Source organism: Bacillus sp. BS3(2021), from assembly GCF_021043345.1.
Classification (GTDB): Bacteria; Bacillota; Bacilli; order Bacillales; family Bacillaceae; genus Bacillus; species Bacillus paralicheniformis.
Map to the genome: position 1 here is coordinate 350,724 of NZ_JAJNDM010000005.1, position 20,328 is coordinate 371,051.

The 20,328-nt window shown below is 45.2% G+C and carries 24 protein-coding genes and 1 tRNA gene; 3 read left to right on the forward strand and 22 right to left on the reverse strand.

What is annotated here, in order from left to right; translation table 11 throughout:
• Nucleotide 1 precedes the first annotated feature (1 nt).
• The 14 genes from LQ247_RS13790 to queG form a co-directional block, all read right to left on the reverse strand.
• The gene (locus LQ247_RS13790) at nt 2-544 is read right to left on the reverse strand and encodes an ATP-binding cassette domain-containing protein (protein WP_230459163.1); all 543 of its coding nucleotides are present in this window, start codon (nt 542-544) and stop codon (nt 2-4) included.
• Between the two features lie 441 nt (nt 545-985).
• Complete coding sequence (locus tag LQ247_RS13795; protein WP_231006163.1) at nt 986-1,315, reverse strand: hypothetical protein; 330 nt, start codon at nt 1,313-1,315, stop codon at nt 986-988.
• Nucleotides 1,316-1,328: 13 nt separating this feature from the next.
• Nucleotides 1,329-1,859 (reverse strand): NAD(P)H-dependent oxidoreductase, encoded by a 531-nt coding sequence (locus LQ247_RS13800; protein WP_020450678.1) that lies wholly within the window; start codon nt 1,857-1,859, stop codon nt 1,329-1,331.
• A 17-nt stretch (nt 1,860-1,876) separates the two neighbouring features.
• Nucleotides 1,877-3,442 carry a DHA2 family efflux MFS transporter permease subunit gene (locus tag LQ247_RS13805; RefSeq protein WP_217626294.1) on the reverse strand — a complete coding sequence of 522 codons (1,566 nt, stop codon included), beginning with the start codon at nt 3,440-3,442 and terminating at the stop codon, nt 1,877-1,879.
• Between the two features lie 63 nt (nt 3,443-3,505).
• A complete protein-coding gene (locus LQ247_RS13810; RefSeq protein WP_020450676.1) occupies nt 3,506-4,138 on the reverse strand; it encodes an HlyD family secretion protein in 633 nt (210 codons plus the stop codon).
• A 307-nt stretch (nt 4,139-4,445) separates the two neighbouring features.
• Nucleotides 4,446-5,612 carry a sporulation protein YhbH gene (yhbH, locus tag LQ247_RS13815; protein ID WP_020450675.1) on the reverse strand — a complete coding sequence of 389 codons (1,167 nt, stop codon included), beginning with the start codon at nt 5,610-5,612 and terminating at the stop codon, nt 4,446-4,448.
• Between the two features lie 166 nt (nt 5,613-5,778).
• Nucleotides 5,779-7,674 carry a PrkA family serine protein kinase gene (gene prkA, locus LQ247_RS13820; protein WP_231006164.1) on the reverse strand — a complete coding sequence of 632 codons (1,896 nt, stop codon included), beginning with the start codon at nt 7,672-7,674 and terminating at the stop codon, nt 5,779-5,781.
• A 143-nt stretch (nt 7,675-7,817) separates the two neighbouring features.
• The gene (locus LQ247_RS13825) at nt 7,818-8,033 is read right to left on the reverse strand and encodes a hypothetical protein (RefSeq protein ID WP_125897635.1); all 216 of its coding nucleotides are present in this window, start codon (nt 8,031-8,033) and stop codon (nt 7,818-7,820) included.
• A 37-nt stretch (nt 8,034-8,070) separates the two neighbouring features.
• A complete protein-coding gene (locus LQ247_RS13830) occupies nt 8,071-8,772 on the reverse strand; it encodes a hypothetical protein (RefSeq protein ID WP_020450673.1) in 702 nt (233 codons plus the stop codon).
• Nucleotides 8,773-8,786: 14 nt separating this feature from the next.
• Complete coding sequence (locus tag LQ247_RS13835; RefSeq protein ID WP_231006165.1) at nt 8,787-9,497, reverse strand: polymer-forming cytoskeletal protein; 711 nt, start codon at nt 9,495-9,497, stop codon at nt 8,787-8,789.
• 15 nt (nt 9,498-9,512) lie between these two features.
• On the reverse strand, nt 9,513-10,127 hold the full coding sequence (locus LQ247_RS13840) for a YhbD family protein (protein WP_025811862.1): 615 nt from the start codon (nt 10,125-10,127) through the stop codon (nt 9,513-9,515).
• Between the two features lie 98 nt (nt 10,128-10,225).
• Nucleotides 10,226-10,699, reverse strand: coding sequence for a tRNA (uridine(34)/cytosine(34)/5-carboxymethylaminomethyluridine(34)-2'-O)-methyltransferase TrmL (gene trmL / locus LQ247_RS13845; protein WP_020450670.1), 474 nt, complete (start codon nt 10,697-10,699; stop codon nt 10,226-10,228).
• A 47-nt stretch (nt 10,700-10,746) separates the two neighbouring features.
• Nucleotides 10,747-11,649, reverse strand: coding sequence for an amidase domain-containing protein (locus tag LQ247_RS13850; RefSeq protein WP_035339151.1), 903 nt, complete (start codon nt 11,647-11,649; stop codon nt 10,747-10,749).
• 63 nt (nt 11,650-11,712) lie between these two features.
• Nucleotides 11,713-12,861 (reverse strand): tRNA epoxyqueuosine(34) reductase QueG, encoded by a 1,149-nt coding sequence (queG, locus tag LQ247_RS13855; protein ID WP_025811864.1) that lies wholly within the window; start codon nt 12,859-12,861, stop codon nt 11,713-11,715.
• 80 nt (nt 12,862-12,941) lie between these two features.
• Here queG and LQ247_RS22340 point away from each other — a divergent pair, with 80 nt between their 5' ends.
• Nucleotides 12,942-13,346, forward strand: coding sequence for a hypothetical protein (locus tag LQ247_RS22340; RefSeq protein WP_231006166.1), 405 nt, complete (start codon nt 12,942-12,944; stop codon nt 13,344-13,346).
• A 333-nt stretch (nt 13,347-13,679) separates the two neighbouring features.
• On the opposite strand, the gene LQ247_RS13865 is transcribed toward LQ247_RS22340, so the two are convergent.
• The 7 genes from LQ247_RS13865 to LQ247_RS13895 all read right to left on the reverse strand — a co-directional run bounded on the left by LQ247_RS13865 (nt 13,680) and on the right by LQ247_RS13895 (nt 17,952).
• Nucleotides 13,680-13,753, reverse strand: a tRNA-Gly gene (locus tag LQ247_RS13865).
• Nucleotides 13,754-13,896: 143 nt separating this feature from the next.
• A complete protein-coding gene (rpsN, locus tag LQ247_RS13870) occupies nt 13,897-14,166 on the reverse strand; it encodes a 30S ribosomal protein S14 (protein WP_023856470.1) in 270 nt (89 codons plus the stop codon).
• 106 nt (nt 14,167-14,272) lie between these two features.
• Nucleotides 14,273-14,557 carry a hypothetical protein gene (locus LQ247_RS13875; protein WP_011197680.1) on the reverse strand — a complete coding sequence of 95 codons (285 nt, stop codon included), beginning with the start codon at nt 14,555-14,557 and terminating at the stop codon, nt 14,273-14,275.
• The gene (locus LQ247_RS13880; RefSeq protein ID WP_020450665.1) at nt 14,554-15,462 is read right to left on the reverse strand and encodes a PqqD family protein; all 909 of its coding nucleotides are present in this window, start codon (nt 15,460-15,462) and stop codon (nt 14,554-14,556) included. Before LQ247_RS13880 ends, LQ247_RS13875 begins: the two co-directional genes overlap by 4 nt.
• Nucleotides 15,452-16,921: a hypothetical protein gene (locus LQ247_RS13885; protein ID WP_144498047.1), complete on the reverse strand. Its 1,470-nt coding sequence runs from the start codon at nt 16,919-16,921 to the stop codon at nt 15,452-15,454. The genes LQ247_RS13880 and LQ247_RS13885 overlap by 11 nt, the downstream gene beginning before the upstream one ends.
• The gene (locus LQ247_RS13890) at nt 16,887-17,633 is read right to left on the reverse strand and encodes an ABC transporter ATP-binding protein (protein ID WP_020450663.1); all 747 of its coding nucleotides are present in this window, start codon (nt 17,631-17,633) and stop codon (nt 16,887-16,889) included. The genes LQ247_RS13885 and LQ247_RS13890 overlap by 35 nt, the downstream gene beginning before the upstream one ends.
• A gap of 106 nt (nt 17,634-17,739) precedes the next feature.
• Nucleotides 17,740-17,952, reverse strand: a complete 213-nt coding sequence (locus tag LQ247_RS13895) for a hypothetical protein (protein WP_020450662.1) — start codon at nt 17,950-17,952, stop codon at nt 17,740-17,742.
• A 549-nt stretch (nt 17,953-18,501) separates the two neighbouring features.
• On the opposite strand from LQ247_RS13895, the gene LQ247_RS13900 reads away from it, so the two are divergent.
• Both LQ247_RS13900 and LQ247_RS13905 read left to right on the forward strand, forming a co-directional pair.
• The gene (locus LQ247_RS13900) at nt 18,502-18,708 is read left to right on the forward strand and encodes a helix-turn-helix transcriptional regulator (protein WP_020450660.1); all 207 of its coding nucleotides are present in this window, start codon (nt 18,502-18,504) and stop codon (nt 18,706-18,708) included.
• A complete protein-coding gene (locus LQ247_RS13905; RefSeq protein WP_020450659.1) occupies nt 18,705-19,163 on the forward strand; it encodes a hypothetical protein in 459 nt (152 codons plus the stop codon). Before LQ247_RS13900 ends, LQ247_RS13905 begins: the two co-directional genes overlap by 4 nt.
• Nucleotides 19,164-19,193: 30 nt before the next feature.
• On the opposite strand, the gene ssuD is transcribed toward LQ247_RS13905, so the two are convergent.
• Nucleotides 19,194-20,324 (reverse strand): FMNH2-dependent alkanesulfonate monooxygenase, encoded by a 1,131-nt coding sequence (gene ssuD / locus LQ247_RS13910; protein WP_144498049.1) that lies wholly within the window; start codon nt 20,322-20,324, stop codon nt 19,194-19,196.
• Nucleotides 20,325-20,328: the final 4 nt, after the last annotated feature.

Here is a 20,328-nt window from a genome sequence, read left to right on the forward strand (position 1 = left end):
TTCAATCTTTTTCTTCGATAAACCGTTTCAGCCATTCCAAAAGCGACATTCCGGATTCCTCGCGCAGCTGTTCGACATCCTTTTTTTCTTCAATTCGGCCATTTAAGACGACGACGACCTCATCCAAAATTTGTTCAATTTCATGAATCTCATGGGTGGCGATGACGATCGTCTGCTTATCAAGCTCCAAATATGTAAGAAGGCTTTTGACGATCGACTCTCTCACCATCGGGTCAAGACCGGAAAATGGCTCATCAAGCAGTACGACCGCTGCATCGCGCGCCAATGTGAGCGCGAGCTTCAGCCTGCCCCGGTTGCCTTTGGAAAGCTTGCCGATTTTTTTATCCCTGTCGATTTTCATGTCCTTTAACAGGTCCCACGCTTTATTTATACGGAAATCGGAAAACTGGGTTTCATAAAAGTGAATCATATCCTTGACGCGAAATGGATCGTAGAACATATCAAGCTCTGTTAAATAGGCAATGTTCTTCATCTCCTTTCTGGCTGAATCAGCTTTTAAAGAAATGCTCCAGAATCTCTGCACTTGATGAACAGCGCCTCGAATAATCCATAAGCATTGTAGATCAACAAGGAAATGTCCCGGATGAATTTTTGATAGCCGAATATTTTCTGAGCGCTTCATCTATCGTTCGAAAGAACATCACCTCATGTGGAAAAAACACGGAGCCTAAAAAGACAGCGATATTGACAAGAAGCAAATGACGCGGAAAACAGGCTGTTGCTGCTTGAGAGCAGAACGCTTCTGACAATCAGCCCGAAAATGAATAAACTAGCGCGGGAAATCAATTGGTATACAACAGCAATAACGCACTGTTGTTCGGATTATATAACCAAAGCTGCGTCTTTCCTTCCAGACCGAGCTGTATCAGAGTACTGCATCAGTAGTACGAGGGAAATCACAAGTAATATTGCAAAAAAGCGCAAATAAAAAAAGCAAACCCGCTGGTTCCCAGCGAATTTGCCTTTAATCCTGTTCCCGTTTTTTCATGGATTTTAATGCTTTTCGGTAATCCATATCGTCCATTTCCGACTTCTCGGGTTGTTTTTTTTCCTCTTTTGGGTGTTGAAGTTTTTGCAGGATCGCCCGATAGGTTTGATCATTCATTTCGAACGGATCTTGCTGAGCGGCTTCAACTTGCTGAGGCGCTTCTTCTTGAACATGAGGAATGTCAGCTTCAGCTGCCGCGTTATCCTCATGTTCGGGTTTATCCTGTGAAGACGCCGACCGCACATTAAAAACCACCAGACCGATAATGACGAGGACAGCAGCGATGATGGTCAAGATAATGGTCATGTCAAATCGCTCCTCACTGTCCTGCTGTAAAGCGGTCTGTCACTTGGGCGACGCGTCTGCCTAAAGCCCGGCCCAGCTCCAGGCCTTCTTCGCCGATCAGTTCGTCACTGTCGACAGGACACGTGATGCCTGCACCGTAATAAGACCCGTATAAAGCATTTTCAGGTACATTTCCAGGCAAGCCGACGACCATCATGCCTTGATGAAGCATCGGTGTTATTAAGTTGAGCATTGTCGCCTCAAGACCGCCGTGAGTTGTCGCTGTTGTGCAGAAGACTGCGCCGATCTTATTGATCAGCTTCCCTTCCGCCCAAAGGTAGCCCAGCCTGTCGATCCAAGTTTTTAATCCGGAGCTGATTGTACCGAAATGACCTGGGCAGCCCCAGATGATAGCATCCATTTCTTCGAGCTTTCTAATATCCGCCTGGCTGACATGATCGATCAGCACGTCTGCAGCCTCATGTTCCCCTGCACCTTCCGCAATGGCTTCAGCCAGCTTTTTCGTATGCTCGCCTTCACTGTCGTAAACAACATAAATTTTCATGTCAGAACCTCCTCATTTTAAGATTCTTTCGCTTCTTTAGGAGCCGGAAGCAATGTCAGCTCCTCCGCCTTGTTCTTCCTGCGCAGCTTGTCTTTTCTGACATCCCTCAAAAACAGGCTGAGAACGAGGCCGATGACACAGAACCCGGCCGCCCACATAAATGCGTCATTGATGCCCATGACATTCGAGTTGAGCTGAGCCTGTCCGGTCAAATATTTCACGACATATTGTTGTGCTTGTTCAAGAGATATATGCATCGATTGCGCTGTTGACTGAATGGTTGACTGCAATGTGCTCATAAATGACGGATCAGCCGTATTTGTCTGATCGGCCATTGATGCATAGTGGAATGTCGTGCGATTTGTATAAATCGTCGTGATCAAGCTCGTTCCGATCGAACCGCTGATTTGGCGAAGCGTATTCGACATCGCCGTTCCGTGGCTGTTTAAATGCTGCGGAAGCTGGTTCATGCCGGCAGTCATGATCGGCATCATCAACATGGACATCCCAAACGCCCGAATCGCATAGATCAACACGATGTGCATATACGGTGTATCGATCGTAAGCGTCGTAAATTCGTAGGTCGTCACAACAGTGATCAATAATCCGACAATCGCTAGCGGCCTTGGGCCGACTTTATCAAATAAAATTCCTGAGATCGGCGACATCACAAGCATGACGAGTGCGCCCGGCAGCATCAGAAGCCCCGATTGAAGCGCTGTAAAGCCGACCAGGTTTTGCAAATAAATCGGAATCAGGAACATTCCTGCATACAAAGCAACTGTAATGATGGCGTTGATCACGCTTGACAGTGAAAACATATCGTATTTGAACACTCTGAAGTCAAGCATCGGCTCTTTCGATTTCAACTGCTGGATGATAAAAGCGGCAATGCCGATCACACCGATCACAACTGTGGAAAGTACGAGCGGATCATCCCAGCCGTCTGAGCCGGCTTCGCTCACACCATACAGCAACGCCGCAAATCCGACAATTGAAAGAATCGCGCCTGCTGTGTCCAATTTGATTTTTTTAGGTTCCGTCATATTTTTAAATAGGAAAAAACCGAAAATGATGACGATCAAACCAACCGGCACAAGGCCGTAAAACATGATCCGCCAGCTGTAGTTTTCAATGACCCAGCCGGATAGCGTCGGACCGACAGCAGGAGCAAACATCATCGCAAGCCCGAAGATTCCCATTCCTTTCCCGCGGCTTTCCGGAGGAAAGATAAAGAGAATCGTGGTCATGACCAAAGGCTGAAGTATGCCTCCGCCGACTGCCTGAATGAGGCGTCCGGTTAACATCGTCGAGAAGTTAGGCGCAATTCCGCATATCAGCGTTCCGACCGTAAACAGCAGCATCGCCGTTAAAAACAAGCTCCGTCCGCCGAACCGCATAATCAGGAAGGCTGATAAAGGAATCAAAACGCCGTTGACAAGCATATATCCGGTTGTCAGCCATTGAATCGTTGTGGCGCTCACATTGAACTCTGTCATGAGATGAGGCATCGCCACATTCAGTAGCGTTTGGTTTAAAATGGCCAGAAACAAGCCGCCCATTAAAATGATGAGCAGTGACATATTTCCTTTTTTCTGAGAAGCCACTTATGACATCCTCCTTTCGCTCGTTTTTATTTCCCCCGGTTATTTTGAAATTTTCACGGATGCGTTCATTCCCGGCAGCACTTTGTCAGACGGGTTTTTAATTGAAATTTTCACAGGTACTTTCTGCGTCACTTTCGTGTAGTTTCCGCTTGAATTGCTTTGAGAAAGCAAGTCAAATGTTGAGTTTGTCGCATAGCCGATTTCTTCGACATTTCCTTCAAATGTAGTGCCTGAATCACCGTCAACGACGATATCGACTTTGTCCCCTTTTTCGATGTCTTTCAGGTCGTTTTCTTCAATGTTAGCTGTAATGTACAGATGATCCATGTCGATGGTTTTCGCAAGCGTTTGACCGGCTTGTACGATCTGGCCTTCTTTCGCTTCGTTTTTGACAATCGTTCCGTCCATGATCGACTTCACGTCAACCGTTTGTTCCCCTTTGATTTTCGCTGCTTTTTCGTCTTTTGAAACTTTTGATCCTTCTTTCAAATCCCAATCTGAGAGCTTCCCTGATGCAGGCGCCGTAATGTCGGCCATCTCGCCTGTCACGTGTGCTTCGTCGGTTTTCACATAGCTGATGCTGTCATAATAGAAATACGCACCTCCTGCTAAGATGGCAAGCACGATGATGAGTCCGATAATGTTCGTCGCAATTAAACGTCCTTTGCTCATGTTTATTTCTCCTTTCATATCCTTATATTTTGGATGAAGCCGGTTTGATCGGCTTCCGCGGTTTTGCGTTTTCCTATTTCCTGCCCAGCAACTTGCGGGACGTGTACTGAAAAAGTTGTTCAAAACTGAGCAAGAAAGATCGGAAGCGGTAAATTTGTTTTTACCTCTGCACAACAAAATAAATAGTTAACAAGATTAAATATTAGTTAAAGTAATAAAGAATGTCAATAACCTTGCACTTAAAATTTTGATTTAAATATTTTCCAAACAAAAAACCTCCGCTGCCGGAGGTTTCAATCGCGTTTTTTCATGTATATTGATGCCGTTCTTCATTGCTGAAGAAGCTCTTCAGAGCCTGAAAAACATCGGCTTTCTGTTTCAGCACATAATACTTGAATTTTTCGTTTTTAATATTTTTGTAGGCTGACATTAACGTTGAATGTCTGTTGTACTGGTTGACTTCGCCATAGCAAAAGATATTCGCTTTCTCCATAATCTCTCCGACAAGCTTAACGCAACGCGCATTGTCGGATGTCAAATTATCGCCGTCCGAAAAATGAAACGGATAAATGTTATAGCGTGTCGGATGGTATTTGTCTTCAATCAGTTCGAGGGATTTGCGGTATACAGATGAGCAAATCGTGCCCCCGCTTTCCCCTTTCGAAAAGAAATCTTCTTCTGATACCACTTTGGCTTCAGTGTGATGGGCGATAAACTCAATATCGACCGTTTCATACTTTGTCCGTAAAAAACGTGTCATCCAAAAGAAAAAGCTTCGCGCCATATATTTTTCCCAAACGCCCATCGATCCGCTCGTATCCATCATTGCGAGCACAACGGCTTTTGATTCCGGCTTTACGGAGTCATTCCACGTTTTAAATTTTAAGTCTTCGGGGTAGATCGGATAAAATGAAGGTTTTCCCGTCATTGCATTTCGCTTAAAAGCGCTGAGCATCGTTCTTTTCTTATCGATATTACCGGTCAAACCCGTTTTGCGGATATCGTTGAACTCAATATCTTCGACAACGATATCATCCCGTTCTTTTTGTTCCAAATTCGGCAGTTCCATTTCGCTGAAGAGCGCCTCTTCCAAATCGATTAACGAAACTTCCGCTTCATAATAATCTTCACCGGCCTGATCGCCCGCTCCCTGGCCTTTGCCGGCGCCCCGTTTATCCGAACCGTCCCTTGCGACGATATCTCCTACCTCGCTGTCGCCGTCTCCTTGGCCGGCATGTTTATTTTTATCATAGTTATAGCGGATTTTATACTCATCTAACGATCGAATCGGAATTTTGACAACATCTTTGCCGTTGGACATAATAATGCTTTCTTCCGTAATCAGGTCAGGCAGATTGTTTTTGATCGCGTCCTGCACCTTTTTCTGGTGACGCTGTTGGTCATCATACCCTTTTCGGTGGAGGGACCAGTCTTCCTGAGAAATAATAAAATGGCCATTGTCTTTATGGGACATGAATTCCCCTCCTTATTGATAATCCCCTTAAATGGCTTCGGTTTATAGCCCTGCGGATGCAAGTCTAAAATGTTTATTGTTATCTTATGCAGGTGCAAATAACTTTTGACAAACAATTTTGAAAATGGGACAAAAGGACCCGCCCTTCTCCGGACGGGTCTTCAAGTTACCGGTTTAATAAGCTTCCTACATATTTTAAGAGTTCGTTTGCGCTAGTCGAGTTGTAGCCGTGCTCATCAATGAGACGGGCGACGACCTCGTTGATTTTCTTGAGCTGCTGTTCGTCCGGCGTTTTTGTCGATGTCGTGATTTTGACGACATCTTTCAAGTCTGCGAACAGCTTTTTCTGAATGGCTTCTCTGAGCCGCTCATGCGAATTATAGTCAAACCGTTTCCCTTTTCTTGCATAGGCAGAAATGCGAATGAGAATTTCTTCGCGGAATGCCTTTTTCGCATTTTCGGAAATGCCGATTTGTTCTTCTATTGACCTCATTAGCTTTTCATCCGGATTCATTTCTTCTCCCGTCAGCGGATCGCGAAGCTTAATTTTATTGCAGTACGCTTCCACATTATCAAGATAATTGTCCATCAGCGTTTTCGCAGATTCCTCATAAGAGTACACAAACGCTTTTTGGACTTCTTTCTTCGCCATTTCGTCGTATTCTTTTCTGGCGGCGGAAATAAAGTTCAAATAACGCTCGCGGTCTTCTGCCGGAATCGATGGATGCTGGCTAAGCCCTTCTTTTAAAGAACGGAGGACATCAAGCGCATTGATCGATTCCATGTTTTTGCGGATGATCGTCGACGAGATCCGGTTGATGACATAGCGCGGATCGATTCCGCTCATTCCTTCGTCAGTGTATTCTTTTTTCAAATCCTCGACATCGACAGAATTGTAGCCTTCAACACTCTCTCCGTCATACAGCCTCATTTTTTTGACAAGATCAATGTCTGACCGCTTCGGCTCTTTCAGCCTCGTCAAAATCGAAAACATCGCAGCCACTTTTAGCGTGTGCGGCGCAATATGAACATCAGACACATCGCTTTCAGCGATCATTTTTTCATAAATTCTTTCTTCTTCTGATACTTTTAAATTATATGGAATCGGCATGACGATAATCCGCGAATGGAGCGCTTCGTTTTTCTTATTGGATATAAATGAACGGTATTCGGTTTCATTCGTGTGGGCTACGATCAATTCATCCGCTGAGATGAGCGCGAACCGGCCCGCCTTGAAATTCCCTTCCTGTGTAAGCGATAAAAGATGCCAGAGGAATTTTTCATCGCATTTCAGCATCTCCTGAAATTCCATCATTCCTCTGTTCGCTTTGTTTAATTCTCCGTCGAACCGGTATGCGCGCGGATCGGATTCCGATCCGTATTCGGCAATCGTCGAAAAATCAATGCTTCCCGTCAGATCAGCGATATCCTGCGATTTAGGGTCCGACGGACTGAACGTGCCGATCCCCGTCCGTTTATCCTCTGAAAAAAAGATTCTTTCAACCTTCACGTCTTCTATTCTTCCGCCGTATTCCTGTTCCAGCCTCATCATGTTCAAAGGGGACAGGTTGCCTTGAATACGAATGCCGTATTCATTGTAAAAATCGTCCCGCAGATGCTGAGGAATTAGATGAAGCGGATCTTCGTGCATTGGACAGCCCTGAATGGCGTAGACAGCCCCTTCATCTGTAAGAGAGTATGCTTCAAGCCCCCTTTTCAGCATGGTGACCAAAGTCGACTTTCCCCCGCTGACAGGCCCCATCAAAAGCAGGATTCTTTTTCTGACATCAAGGCGCTTCGCGGCCGGATGAAAGTATTCTTCAACTAGGCGTTCCAAAGGCTCTTCAAGACCAAACAGCTCTTTGTCAAAGAAGCTGTATACTTTTTTCCCGTCTTTCTCTTCAATGCCGCTGTCTTTAATCATATTGTAAACGCGGGAATGAGCAGATTGCGCGACAGTCGGATTTTCCTTTACGATTTCTAAATATTCAGCGAAGGTTCCTTCCCATTTCAGACGCTGCTCTTCCTCTCTATACTGTTCAATCTTTTTTAATATATCCATAAGAACCTCCTATATGATGATAAATGCAAGGTGCCAAGTGAATCACTGTTACATTCAATCTATGCGGAGATGTCCCTTTAGATGCTTTTCATATAAAAAATGAAATGTACTTTCCTCGAATTGACAAGGATGGAGCAAACCATTCATAATAAGAGCAGAAAAGTTCCGTCCGCAAGTGCTCCTGCGGTACGGCTGATGGCATCGGTGCAGATGACAACAAGGGAATAAGGATGAGGAGGGATTTTAATGAGAACGTTGATCATGATGGGGGTCATCCTCGCGTTCCTCGTATCCATTTTTACTGCCGGATACGAAAGCAAACCCGGCAAATAAAATTCAAAGGAAAAAGGATGGCTCACTTTTGAAGCCATCCTTTTTTCGTAACATAACACTGTTTTATTCCTGTTGATCTTCATTTACTTCAGACTTAGGAGATACCCGGCAGCTGCTTTTGTATTCAACTTTCTCAATCTTGCATCCGGGCCCTATATGCACGCGGTTTCCCCTGACCATGCGGGCCTCCGTGTTTTCCAGGTAAATATCATCTCCTTCGATTGTCCCTGCTGAGAGAAAACCTCCGTTTCTATTAAACAAGAGCCCGCGTTTTTTGACAATCTTAATATGCGTGCCGCCGATATCGCCAATCGAACTGTTTCCGAACTTTAAGCCGATGTCAATCGCGCCGGCGTTCAGCAGACCCTTTACGTCCAAGCTGCCCGTCAGTGTAAAATCCTCTGCCTCACAATCGCCTCTTACGTTCAGTGCGCCTTTGACATCGCACGTTTCAGCCGCCATATTACCCCCGATATTGATAATGCCTTTTACGGCTGCATCGCTGATGTCGGCATCCTCAGAAACATCCGCCGTCCCGTACACTCTGGCTTTGTCAGCTTTCAGCCTCCCCCGGATCTCTGTTTCCCCGTGTACACTAAAGCTTTTGATTGTCGCATCGCCTGACAATTCGCTTGTGCCGTGTGTACTGAATTTTTCACATTCAATGTTTCCTGTGATCGTTCCTTCACCTCTGATGAGAACATGATGGAATGATCCGCCTCCGGCATTTCCGGAGCCGTGTATTTTCAAGTCGTGTTTCTTCATGTCCTATCCCTCCGCTATATTTTCCTCTTCTCTCCGACTTTTGCCGTTTCCGCCACCCGGATATCTTCCTTATACTCAATCAGGCCGATATCGCAATTTTCGCCGATGATAACCGAATTGCCCCGGACAACTTTCGCGGCCGTATTGGCGAGTTCAATTTGATCCCCTTCAATCAGCTCGGCAGACAGTCTCGGAGGAGAAATAAGCGGCGTTAAAAACGAGAACAGCTTCGATTGATGTGCAGTGCAGACGATCCGCCGGCACCCGATTTCTTTCACTTTACTTTCACCGCCGTGAACCTTAATCTCAATTTGTTCCGCGTTTAAAAGCCCGTCGATTGTAAAATAGCCTTCCGCAGTAAAATGTTCCACTTCGCAGTCTTTGCCGATTGACGTTTTTCCGCGAACGATTGCTTCGTCGCCTTTCACATGTCCGCTAATGCCGGCATAGCCTAAGACTTTAAGCTGTACTGCTTCAACATCGCCATCCACCTTTGCAGAACCGTCGATTCTGACCTTGGAAGCTGCGATTGCGCCGTTTAGTTTGGCGTGGCCGCTGATTCTCAGCTCACCCGCTTTCACGTCTCCGTTTACAGTCCCGGTGCCGCTGCAGCTGAACCTTTCGCAGTCAATATCGCCGTTAATCGTTCCTTTGCCGTTTAATTCAACCGTTTGATACGTGCCTCCGCCTGAACTGCCAAATCCGTTTATCAATAAATTCTCCATCTTTTGATCCTCCATTTACATGAATTTTGTTTTCAATTCTTCGCTGCTCGCTGCCAGATTGATGTCAGCGGCGACCTTGACTCCTTTTTCCAACACGATGCTGCCCTCGGTGATCAGACATGTTGCAATGCCGAGCTTCCGAAGCACAATCAGCCTCCCTTTGTTCTCCGCCTCGTGCGACATGATGACATCCAGCACCATTTTTCCTTCATCCAGGCTGATGTCGCCGGATTGGAGCAGGCCTTCCAGCACATAAGCCGCAAGCGCTTCTGTCAGATGAAATGGATCATCGCGCTTTCCGGTGCATTCTTCAAAAAACGTCATGACCGCTTGTGAAACGATGCCTTTTTCAAGCAGTTCCCCGCGGCTCGCGTTTAGTTCGGTCAGACCGGGCGAGAACATTTCCGCCATTTCATCAAGGGAAAGATTTTCTTTCATGCTTTGAATGGTTTCGATTCTTTTTAAAATGTCTTCCTTCGGAAAAAACGTTTCTTGTCCGGTGAACGTCGATTTCCGGATAAACCACTCTTCCGGTATTAAATTTTTCCGTTTCCATCTATAGAGCTGCCCGTATGAGATCGAAGTCAAATCCAGCAGCTCTTTTTTTGAAATTAAATCATCCTGAACCATCTGTTTCAGCTCCTTTACACACATTGTAACATAACACTGTTACATTAGAAAGTAAAAAAAGAACCCTCTGTTAAAAAGGGCTCTTTTCCTGATAAAGCTTAAGTCAAATCTCTGTAATTCTGCTGGCGAAGCGCCTCGTACACGAGGATTGCTGCAGTATTTGATAAGTTCAGTGATCTGACATGCTCTGTCATCGGCAGGCGCAGACAGCGATCCATGTTTTGTTCGATCAGCTCTTTCGGCAAGCCGTTCGTCTCTCTTCCGAAGACAAAGAAGTGATCTTCGTTTTGATCTGAATAATCAAATGAAGTGTGCGGTTTTTGACCGAATTTTGTAATGAAGAAAAAACGGCCGTCAGGATGGGCATTAAACAATTCGTCCAATGAGTCGTGGTAGACGACATTGACGAATTCCCAATAATCAAGACCTGCCCGCTTGAGCATTTTATCGTCGGTTGAAAAGCCGAGCGGTCTGATTAAATGAAGCGTTGTATCTGTTGCTGCACAAGTCCGTGCGATATTTCCTGTGTTTGCAGGAATTTCTGGTTGATATAGTACGACATGCAATGCCAAAAGTATTCACCTCTGTTTTTCTGATCCGCTGTTTATTATACCACTCATTACGATTTTGTCGTATCATCTGATATATGAAAAAACGCATATCGAATCGATGAAGTATAAGCAGGCGAATCCTCGTAAGACCAGTACCTCATCCGGCAGTCGTGCGTTTGCGCGTTCACCAGCGGCATATTGCTTTTATCCTTTGCCGTCACAAGAGCCACGTGGTCAAATCTTCCGTCTCCGTTAAAATCATAGCAAATGACATCGCCTTCGATCAGCTCTTTCGCGGCCCGCTTTTGAACCGCTCGGAGGCCGGCTTTTGACTGCTTCAAAAAGGTTCTGAGCGAATGAGCGACAGTCCAGCTGTAACTCCAGGAATGGTTTTGCATCCACCAGCCTTTGCCTCTGTTCGGATAGCCGCGCATCGGCGCATCTCCGGCCCTTATGCACTGGGAAATAAAGTTTGTGCAATTGTCTTCAAAGTTTTTGTAAGCGGGATTTCGTTTATTCCAATACGTTTCCGCATAGCGCACCGCGGCCAGCCGGTCATAGCGGAACGCCCTTCCCAGCAATTCGCGCATCTCATCATCGCCGCTTTCAGGCTCAGGATAAGACTGTGCGGCCGGACGCGGGGCCTTGGAGTCTTTGATGACCATCTGATCATACAAAATGGCGCTTCTGTCTTCAATATGTTCTTCCATATACATATCATCCCCGTCTTTGCACAAGTATGCGGTATGGGTTTGATAGTTCACATGCGACGCGCCGTCTTCATCAAGCCAGTGCTCTTTTACAGCTGCTTTTATATTGGCCTTCACGATCTGCACGCCGCGTTTTTGAAAAAGCCTCCGCTTCCGTTCAATGATTTCAAAACCCCCGGCATCCCGCCAGTTTGTTTCATCTTTTCCGTTGATTAAGTAATGAAGTCTGGCTTTCAGGAGCTGCTCGATGATCTGTTTCAAGGGCTACACCACCATATGTTTGTTAATTCATTTCTCATCATTAAACATATGTCAGGACAGCCCTTAATTAGTCGCACTCGTTTCTTTTAAAAGAGCGATGCCTTTTTGGATTTCAGCTTTTGCTTCTTCATCCTGCTCGTGCGCGAGCGCGCGCTCCAATTCACCCATCACATCTGCTCCGCCGATCTTTCCGACCGCCCATGCGGCGGTTCCCCTGATGACCGGTCGCGGATCTTTGTGCATCAGCTCAATCAGTTCAGGGAGAGCGTCCGTTTCTTTAAAATGGGCAAGTGCGATAATCGCATTTCTCTGAATCGGCTTTTTGCCTCTCCATGAGCCGGCCACGTGGCCGAACTTTTCTTTAAATTCGCGATTCGACATCGTCAGAAGCGGTTTTAAAAGCGGCTTGGCAATCTCAGGGTCCGGCTCCATTTCAGGATGCAGATGAAAATCGACCCCTTTATTTTTCGGGCATACCATCTGGCACGTATCACAGCCGTAGATCCTATTCCCGATTTTCGTACGGAACTCGTCGGGCAGAAAACCTTTTGTCTGCGTCTGAAAAGCGATGCAGCGCTGGGAGTTGAGCTGCCCGGGGTTGACGAGCGCACCGGTCGGGCATGCCTCGATACATTTGTTGCATGAGCCGCATTGATCTTCGATTCTCTCATCAGGCTCGAACGGAATATTCGTAATCATTTCCGCCAAGTAAACGTAAGACCCGAATTCAGGCGTAATGATCATGCAGTTCTTTCCGCTCCAGCCGATGCCCGCGCGCTCTGCGACAGCTCTGTCCGACAGTTCACCGGTGTCAACCATCGATTTCGTTCTGACATCGCTGCGCTGCGCTTTCAAAAATTCTTCCAACTGATCAAGCTTTTCCCGCAGAACATGATGATAATCCTTTCCCCAGGAAGCTCTGCAAAAGATGCCCCTCCGTTCGCCTTTCTTGCTTCTCGGCGCATCTTTCATTTTTGAAGGGTAAGCAAGGGCGATGGCGATGATCGATTTCGCCTTCGGCAAAAGCAGATCCGGGTTCGTCCGCTTTTCAAGATCGGGTTCTTCAAAGCCTGATTCATAGCCGAGGGTCCGGTTCTCAATCAATCGTTCTTTTAATGTTTCAAAAGTATCTGCACTGGCGAACCGGATTTTATCGATGCCGATTTCCTGTGCGAATTCGATGACATCCTGTTTCAGTTTTTTCACATCCATCGTGCAGAGCCTCCTTTCTTTGTTTTCGTTTTCGCTCTCTGTATAATAGAGTGTACCATGACACGGGAGATGAATTTAAATTGGAACTTCGTTTGCAAATCGCGCCTGCTATTTTAAACCGCATTCCTTCATTTAAGGTTGGCGCTGTGTTATATCAAGATATTGAGATCACCGGCTCCCCGCAAATGCTCAAAGGCCGGCTCCGCCTTTTTCAGGAATCGCTGTTTTTTGACTATGCCGATCGCAGTCCCGAAGATGAATCGGCCGTTAAAGAATGGCATGATGCCTTCCGTGAGCTGAACCCGTCTTATTCAGGACGGGAAAGCGGACTCGAACGGATGCTGAAAGATATCAAAGAACAACGCTTTGTTGAGCCGGAAAATTCAGCGATTGATCTGAGCCGTTTTTTCTCCCTCAAATATTTGATACCGGTTCATATATATGATGCCCGGAAATTAAACGGTCCGATCAAAATCGAACCCTGAAGTCCTGGCGAGATCATCACGTTCTCCGATGATGCTGGAGCATTCGGCACGATCACCGGAAACCTCAGCCTTCATCATGCAGGAACGGATACAAAAGATGCCTTGCAGCTCGTCTTTTTCAGGCCCTCATTATCTATAGAAGAATCCCGCCGCCTGCTCGAGTCTTTAACAAAAATGTTCGAACAAATTCACGGCGGCGAACATATCTCAACCGTCTTTCCTTAAAAACCTGTTCTTAAAGAGAGCAGGTTTTTTACGATGATTTCATACATGAAAAAACGCAATGCTTCGTTTAATCTGAGAAACGAAACACTGCGTTATAAACAGTATGTATGGAGCGGGTGATGGGAATCGAACCCACGACATCAGCTTGGAAGGCTGAGGTTTTACCACTAAACTACACCCGCATATGATCTCTAAAAACAACATCATCGTTTTGACTTTTATTATGTTACACGTTTATTAAAATTTCGTCAAGGGTATATTAAAAATTTGTCGAAAAAAAGCCGCCGATATGAACATCGGCAGCTTTTTTCCGGACATTGACAGATTACCAGCTGGATTTCTTCACACCTGGTACCTGGCCTTTATATGCTAACTCTCTGAACGCGATCCGCGACATTTTAAACTTTCTCATATATCCTCTCGGCCTTCCGGTCACTTCGCAGCGGTTATGCAGCCTTGATGGCGCCGAGTCGCGCGGAAGCTTGCTCAAAGCTCTGTAATCGCCTTTTTCTTTTAGTTCTTTTCTGAGTTCCGCATATTGTTCAACAAGCTTTTGGCGCTTTTTTTCTTTAGCAATTTTTGATTTCTTGGCCACTCTGAGTATCCTCCTTCTCAATAAAGCGTAATGATTACGATTTAAATTTATCACAACCCGTCTTCCGATGCAAATAAAAAAAGCCTGCCTCAAGTAGCAAGCTCTTTTAAGATTCACCCTTTTTTTTCTGATAAATTGATGAAATCGCGGCCGTTATAATAAAAATGCCGATAAACAGCCCGATCATAATGAAGAAAAAGTTGGGCTTCACCTGGAATGAAAAAGCCGATTCGCTCTCCATGACAAACGACAAACTGTTAAACAGGATATCGTTGCTCGTTTGATTTGAAAAAAGATGATAAAACAAAAGCGCAGCCGCAAGCATCGGAAATGCGAGAAAGCTTGAGAAACTGGCAAAGATTAGTCCCTGCTTTAAAGAGTTTGTATTCATGATGATTTACCTCCAATTCCTCTGATCATCAGCTGTTTCATAATCGACTTTCCGTCACCCATAAACGGAAGCAGATACATCATATGCAGAGCATAAGTGGAAAAGAACAGAAGCATGCCGACCGAGACCGCGTTTTCCTGAAGAAAAAAGATCGTAAACAGCACGCCGGCTATTCCGAGCGCCCCTGGTATAAGCGGCCCCAACGCCGTAATCCAAATCGACTTTTTATCATACGGCGATATGACAGGCCTGATAAATTTGACGGACATCATATCAGCCGCTAAAAACCCTTGAGGCCCGTTTTTTCCGACAAATTTCCGGTGCGCGATGCCGTGCACCACTTCATGAAGCGCTGTGCCGGTGATCAACCCGAAATAGATGACGGAAAAATAAGCGGCAATGCTGATGATTGAACCGTCCGGAACGAAAATGTAAGCCGAAAGCGACAGCATCAAAAAGACGAGCCAGAAAACAATAATTTTCTTAGAAATCACATGAAGAAATTTCATGTACAAAAACAGAAATGAATCAGAATCGCTTGAAAACCTTTCCTTGTAGCGAATATGGTACTGGCCGAAAAACTGATAGAGAAAACCGAGGAAAGACGGGCGTTCACCGTACTTCCAATTGATTAAATAGTTGCGGTTGAGCCCTGTCAGCAATTGGTGCAAATCCTTTAGCAACACCTCTTCACTGACGCGAAAGACGCCGGCCAGATCCCCGGCTATCTCCAGTTCGTCTTTTTTTCCGTCGACTTCTTTCAGCATTTGATAGGCTGTCGGGTTGATGGGAAAATCCGCATCGAGATCACGATCTGAAATATGCTTCCGATCCAGCTTCACATGCTCTGGAAAATAGGGAATTTTTTTGATTCCGACCAATGCTTTCAACATCCTAATGATCATAATGGTACCTCCATTTAAACCCTCCGTATAACAGCAGGATCAGCAGTAATTCGAGACACGGTATGAGAAACAGCAGCGCTTCGCCCGTGACTTTATCGACCGCATAATTCACGATGAAAAACAGCGGAATCATAAAGATGAGGAGCATTCCGAAAGAGAAGATCCCCATATAAGGGTTGTTGCGGTCAAGCGGAAAAATAATGCCCGCTAAATAGAACATCGCAATTGCGTTTAATAGCACGGCAATCGTCTTTACAAAGACCGCAAAGCTCTCAGGAAAAGTCCACGTCAACACGGAAAACAAGCAGAGTTGAATGAGGCCAAGCACACACAGCCCGAGATACTTTGACCACAAAACCGTTGTTATTTTCAAGTGCATCGCCTTGTACACCTGCATCATCCGCAGATCATTCCCATATGAATTGAAGGCGATGATGCCCGTCACGCCTCCAAGCACCAAATAGCTCTCCCCGGTAAATCCGAACTGAAATTTGTATTTTAAAAAGCATAGAGCCAAAAGTAAAAAAATGAAGTTTAAAATATTTTCTTCATTTCTGGCCTGTGATTTTATTTCTTTCACCGCCAAAGACAGCGGTTTTGACGACGGGATTTTAATAAATGAAAACAGTTTGGATGATTTTTTTTCAGTGAGGATCGGCACAACATTCAGCGACATAAACGAAGCAGTTACTGCGGCTGCCAAGATCAGCACCACCAGTATGATTCCGGCGCCTGCCGGCTGACCGTTCAGCACGAGAAACAGCGGCGCTGCAAAATACGTCAGATTATAATCAAAGGTTGAATAAGCGTTCTGAATCTTCCCCAGATCAAAAGAGGTGAATCCGTAAATAACAGCTAATACGACAAGAACAAACATTGAAAAAAATTTTTGCAGCGGAAAACCGAATTTCAAGATCACCATATACACCAGGTTATAAACAAGGTTGAGAAGCGAAAAGAAAAAAATGATCTGCACAAAAAGCAGGGCAAAAAACGTAAAAGCAAACCAAAAGCCTACACCGCTGGCGACAAAATTCGGAATCAGCAGAATAGACATGATAAACAGGACAAGGAATGAAACCGCGCCGGCAAACGGAATAAAATATCCGAGACTCCTCTCGAAAGCCGTCAGCGGGAACCAGCTCAGCTGCATGGAGAAGCTGTTCTGTTCAGGCGTCCTTACTTTAAATAAAATGAAGAAAACAAACGTAAAAATCGAGACGTTCATGAACATTGAAATCACGAACAACCCGAGTGAGCGAATTTCTCCATTCAGAAAAGCGCTTAAAAACATCCCCGTAAAGCTGTAGCCAATGATGCTCCCCATCGCAACCGCCAAAATTAAAAAAAGGGCGGCGATCATTTTTTTGGTGCCGGTATTTAAGAGCTTGCCCATTTCCTTCTGCCACATTTTCAGCATCATTTTAGAAATTTCGAATGATTTGATCAAAATGCGCACCCCTATCACTCAGCATCGAAGCTTTCAAGAACACTTCTTCAAGCGAATTACAGCTGTATTTAACCTTTAATTCTTTGACTTTTCCTTCATCCATCTTGACGCCTTTGGAAATAATCGCAATCTTATCGCACAATTCTTCCGCAGAAAGCATGTCATGAGTCGCAAGCAGTATCGATCCTTGTGTGGCCGCATAGCGCTTCATCAGCTTTTTCGTATTGATGACCGCTTCAATATCAAGCCCGCGAAACGGCTCATCCATGATGACAAATTCGCTCTCCAGCATAAAAGCAGCGATCAGCTGCGTCTTTTTTTTCATTCCGTGTGAGTACGTTTCAATCGGCTCCTGCAAAGCCTCTTTCATATCGAAAAGCTCAATTAATTGTCTCCGCTTTTCATTTGATGTACAATTATACATAGAAGAAACAAAATCCAAATATTCGGCAGCTGAAAGGGCATCCGGCAAAAGCAGTTCATCGGGAACATACGCCAGCTTTTGCTTGAATTCCGCCGTCGTGTTCTGCAGGTCATCCAAAAGAATGGTTCCTTCACTAGGCGTAATGATTCCTAAAATGGAATTAATAATCGACGTCTTTCCTGAACCGTTCGGACCCGCTATCGCGACAATCTGGTTTTTTTCAATCTTTATATGAAACCCGCTAACGGCAGTCACATTGTTTTTATATGTTTTAGATAGGTTATCTATAATAAACATAATGCCTCCAGGGTATGATTAATGTCAGGAAGACTTAACCGCCCCCCACAGACGGTTAAGCCTCATCAAATATGTCTCTTGTTGTGAACAGATACTTTAAGTATGGCTATTTCCTACATTCAATGTTGACTTTCAAACCGCTGACCCATTGGACGGATCCTGTGAAGCTGCCGTTTCCGTTAACTACACACCATACAGCGGCGCCAAGAACAACAGTTGCGCCAAGTGCCAAAAGCACTGCAACAAACACCAAGAACCAAGCCTGATCTTCGATCGACGGATTGACAGAATAGTCAACCTGAGGTGCTGCGTATGTCATTTTTCCCCCTCCTTTCTATCAAGTAACCAAAGAGTAACATATCCAAAATCATACTGAAATCTATGAAATTTCCTATTTCATAAACACTACGTTCCAACTATTTATTTAAGGATCTCGCGGTTTTTCAATCTAATGGCCCACGCTTTTCGGCTTGGAAGAGAAGATGAAAGCCCCGTTTCCACTTTATGATGTCTTTATAATCTTTTTGTCTTATTTCTCCTCCTTCTTTCTCTCTCATTTTTTCTTTTTATAAATCTCGTGTCTTTCAAGGATGTTAAGGAAAAAGAACCAGCTAATAAGCCCCTCCTTCTCCTGAAATCCGAACCCCAAAATACCCTCAAAGTCCCTTTTTTAAAAAAGTGAGATAATTCTATTTTCTCTATTCCATTTCTGTTAATTTTATGTATAAATTTAAATGTTACAGTTAATAACCTGCCGATCCTAGATCAAAAGATATTGATTACATTGTAAAATCAAGTTAACATTATGTCAAACCCATTTAACAATATGTCAAATATACTATATAAACGAAGAATTGCAGGTGGTAGGATGAACAACAGGGTTAGAGAATTGAGAGCAAGGTACGGGTATTCACAGGAAGCCCTTGCAAACGCGATCGGAGTTACAAGGCAGACAGTTGCGGCCATTGAAAAAGGCAATTACATCCCGTCGCTTCTTTTGGCTTTGAAAATTTGCGAGGAATTTCAATTAAAAATGGAAGACGTATTTTGGTTAGAGGGAGGCAAACACGAATGAATATGATCACACGGACTTTCTTTCACATCCTTCTGTTCGGACTCGCATGCTGGACGTTTATAACCTTTTTTCACACATCGGAACAAATCGCCAAAAGCTTGAAAACAAACGCTTCAGAGCTCCATTTTGTTTTTAACCTGATTCCCATCCTTCTCTTTGGGCTCGTGCTTTCGATTTACACATACTTGGAGAAAAAAAGCGGTTCACGCAAGCAGCGCTTTATGCTCGTCCCTGACGAATTTAAAGAACAGGATGAAAGAGAACAGATGATTACCGCAAAAGCATGCAGAACATCTTATATCGTGCTGTATGTGGCGATGCCAGTCGCAGCGCTTCTATTGATCTTTTACCCGTTTTTCCAAGCCAGGATCCCGTATTTCCCGATCATCGTCATCTTTGTGCTGATCATTATTCAGCATCTTTCGTATATGTTTTCATTTTATAAAAACAGATAAAAAACTCCAGAATGTCTGGAGTTTTTTTATTTAAATCGTTTTTTCCTTTTGCCTCGTCGGAAAATGGTCATTTCCGATGACTTCGCCAGACGCTTTTCTTTGAAGTTTCGGGCGAAACGGAAGGAGAGGAAAGACCTTTTCGGCAAAATGGTACGCTTCTTCAAGATGAGGATAACCTGAGAAGATAAAGGATTCGATGCCGAGATCAGCATATTCTTTTATCCGGCAGGCCACCGTTTCCGGATCACCGACGAGCGCTGTCCCCGCTCCGCCTCTGACCAGTCCGATGCCCGCCCAAAGATTCGGGCTGATCTCAAGATTGGTTCTGTTTCCCTGATGAAGCTGAACCATCCTCTTTTGCCCTGATGAATCCGTCCGTTTCATCGCGTTTTGGGCTGTGGCAATCGTTTCATCATCCAAGTGGCTGATCAGTCTATTTGCCGCCTGCCACGCCTCTTGTTCCGTTTCTCTGACGATTACGTGCAGTCTAATTCCAAAACGGACGTTCCTCCCTTCTTTTTCAGCCTGTCTTTTGACAGATTGGATTTTTTCTTTAACGAGATGGGGCGGCTCTCCCCATGTTAAATAGACATCCGCGTGTTTGGCGGCAGTCTCCTGCCCGGCCTTTGACGAGCCCCCAAAATAGATCGGCGGATGAGGGTGTTGGGCGGGTGGAAAGAGTAAGCGGCCGTTTTCGGTCTTCAAGTGTTTCCCCGAATAGCTGACAGTCTCGCCTTTTAAAAGCGACCGCCATATGTCGAGAAACTCATTTGTCGCTTCATACCGTTCATCATGGCTGATAAACAGGCCGTCGCCGGCTAATTCATACGGATCACCGCCGGCGACCACATTGATGAGGAGTCTGCCCTCTGCAAGCCGGTCGAATGTGGAAGCCATCCGCGCCGCAACCGACGGCTGCATCAAACCGGGTCTTACAGCGACTAAAAACTTCAGATTTTTCGTGACTGACGCCAGAGCGGCGGCGGTAATCCACGGATCTTCGCACGATCTTCCCGTCGGCAAAAGAACCCCTGTATACCCAAGCCGGTCAGCCGCTTGCGCTACCTGCTGAAAATAGGTGTGATCTGCCGCTCTGCCTCCCGTGTCTGTGCCGAGATAACGTCCGTCCCCATGAGTAGGAATAAACCATAAAATGTCCAAAAAG